At 62.9% G+C, this 900-nt stretch carries 1 protein-coding gene and 1 pseudogene; both read left to right on the top strand.

The genetic code is table 11. The features are described 5' to 3' along the window. Positions 1-680: electron transfer flavoprotein subunit beta/FixA family protein (locus CO660_RS32395; RefSeq protein ID WP_097601895.1), on the top strand; the 680-nt coding region annotated here is incomplete at its 5' end. Between the two features lie 15 nt (positions 681-695). Beyond that, positions 696-900 (top strand): annotated as a pseudogene (locus CO660_RS32390) (electron transfer flavoprotein subunit alpha); the annotation flags it as partial.

Raw genomic sequence — 900 nt, 5'->3', positions numbered from 1 at the left:
TGCTCACCATGGGGCCGCCCATGGCAGAGGACGCGTTGCGCAAGGCGCTCACCTACGGCGCCGACCGCGCCGTACTCTTGACCGACCGTCATTTTGCCGGCTCCGACACTCTGGCGACCTCGTTTGCTCTTTCGCGAGCCATCGCGAAGATCGGAGAGGCCTTCGGTACGCCCGATATCGTCTTTACGGGCAAACAGACCATCGACGGCGATACCGCCCAGGTTGGGCCTGGCATCGCCAAGCGCCTCGACCTCCTGCAGCTCACCTATGTTGCCAAAATCGTCTCTGTCGACATCAATGGGCGCGAGATTACGGTGGAGCGCCGCTCGGAAGGGGGCACGCAGACGCTGATGAGCAAGCTCCCTTGTCTAATTACAATGCTCGAAGGCACAAACGAAATCCGCCGCGGCTCGCTCGACGACGCGCTACGGGCCGCGCGCAGCCAGATCGTGAAGTGGAATGCGGCCGACGCTGGCATAGAGGACCTCACCAAGTGCGGCCTGCGTGGCTCGCCAACCGTCGTTAAGAGGGTCTTTGCCCCTCCTGAGCGGGCGGAAAAGGCGGAGCAGATCGACACCGCGGAAAAAACGCCGCGCGATCTCGCCGAGGAGTTGATCGCTGGGATCTTTTTGCGCCAGCCGGCGCTCGAAAGCGAACTCGCCTTTGACGGCGAAGCGTGAAGGCAAGGAGCGACGATGTTGAGCACGAATCGAGAGAGCCCTCCTCCAGCCGCTGGCCGTGCCGCCATGAAGAAAGAGCTGCCCCTTCAGTTTAAGGACCATCGGCACGTTTGGGTCTTCATCGAGCTGGAGCGCGATCAGGTCCATCCCGTCTCCTTCGAGCTGCTCGGCGAAGGCCGCAAGCTCGCCGACAAGCTGGGCGTCCAGCTTGCCGGCGTCG

The sequence above is a fragment of the Rhizobium sp. L9 genome, assembly GCF_002531885.1.
In the GTDB taxonomy this organism is placed as follows: Bacteria; Pseudomonadota; Alphaproteobacteria; order Rhizobiales; family Rhizobiaceae; genus Rhizobium.
Note: the sequence above shows the minus strand (reverse complement) of the source record. Positions and strands in the feature narration are given on the sequence as shown.